Annotated in this window: 3 pseudogenes; 1 reads left to right on the forward strand and 2 read right to left on the reverse strand. The window is 58.5% G+C overall.

Features of this window, described 5'->3' with window-relative positions:
* Nucleotides 1-122: pseudogene (locus VWZ81_RS07755) on the reverse strand (IS6 family transposase); the annotation flags it as partial.
* 48 nt (nucleotides 123-170) lie between these two features.
* Here VWZ81_RS07755 and VWZ81_RS07760 point away from each other — a divergent pair.
* Nucleotides 171-332 (forward strand): annotated as a pseudogene (locus VWZ81_RS07760) (ATP-binding protein); the annotation flags it as partial.
* Nucleotides 333-488: 156 nt separating this feature from the next.
* Here VWZ81_RS07760 and VWZ81_RS07765 read toward each other — a convergent pair.
* A pseudogene (locus tag VWZ81_RS07765) lies at nucleotides 489-1,435 on the reverse strand (transposase); the annotation flags it as partial.

A 1,435-nucleotide genomic window follows, 5' to 3' on the forward strand; every position in this document is an offset into this window, starting at 1 on the left:
AGAAGATCCTCCACGTCGCGCAGGCTCAAAGCAAACCGGTGGTAGGCCCAGACGGCGTATCCGATGACACTCTTCGGAAACCGGAAGCCTTTGATCCGCGACAAATCTTCGATGTTCAACATGGATCTGAACTATCCGGACGCGGCGACGTCAGCAACCTGACAAAGCCGGCCCAGGTCTTCGGCGACGCAAAGATGACAACCGCGCTCCTCGACCGGCTCACTCACCGCTGCCACATTCTGGAAACCGGCAACGACAGCTACCGCTTCAAGGCGAGCGCCGAGGCTGCCAAGAAGACAAGAAAGGAGTCCGCTACATTGACCAGGTCATGAGCAAAGTCGCATACTGAGGGTGGGTCAAATCTCGGTGAAAATACCTGGTCACTTCTCAGCGGAAATCAACAAGAAACGCCGAAAGGGTTGTCTTCAAGGCCGTCCTACGGACGGCATTTCCGTCCCCATTCCTTGGCCGGGACCGTCAGCTTGCGTTCATTCTGGCTGAGATTGTGATCGATAATCGCCAGAGCGATACAGCGTTCGAGGCCTGCAAAGCTGAGCCTTGCAGGCCTCGAACAAGTATTCACCCCGGTCCGCGATGGAACGCCCGGTCTTGCCAGGCAACGAGCGCAGCACCGTATTCACTTTGCCGAGAAGCCGCTCGACAACCCCGCCACGATGGACGGTCCCCTTGTTCCGGCTTTGAATTACAATGCCGTACTCGGCACAACCCCGGATGAAACTGGTGCTTCTGAATTCCATGGCGGAATCCACGACGACCTTCTTCGGGCGGCCAAACATCGGCCAGGAATGATTGATGTCGCGCGCTGCCAGCCAGTCCTCCTTGCGGCACATCGCCTGCGCAAGACAGAGGGCGACCGACAGGCGTGAGGGCTTCTCCAGGGTCAGGCAGAAGCCAATAATCGCGCTTGTTGCAACATCGGCTGCGATAGTGAGATAGGGGCGTCCGACATAGATGCCCTGACCATCGATGACTTCCACAAACTGGATGTCGGCAGGGGTATGATCGATCTGGACGACGTCGAGAGCGTGTTTGGCCCGGATATAGCCCGGGCGCGGTTTCAGACGCCGCAGGCTTTTCCCTCCTGAATGTTGCCGTCGGGCAATCTCCTCAGGTGTGAACAGTCGTGGGATACGCTTGGATACGGTGACATAGGCAGGCGGATCAAGACCTTCGCTGACACAACGGGCGCGGATTTCATCGGCAATCGGCGCAAGGTCCGGCCGCTCAGGCTGAAGCCACATCTTCCGAAGCGTTGCCGCAATGATCTCCTCAACAGCCGGGCTGATCCTTGTGCGCTTGGCCCCACCAGTCTTTGGCAACAGCGAAGAAACCCGGCGCTCGGTGCGGTATCGGCGCAGGTGGTTGTAGACTTGGCGCGTCGAGAGACGCAATTCGGATGCGGCCCGAGCAACTG

The organism is Phaeobacter sp. JH20_34 (genome assembly GCF_048056095.1).
Classification (GTDB): Bacteria; Pseudomonadota; Alphaproteobacteria; order Rhodobacterales; family Rhodobacteraceae; genus Phaeobacter; species Phaeobacter bryozoorum.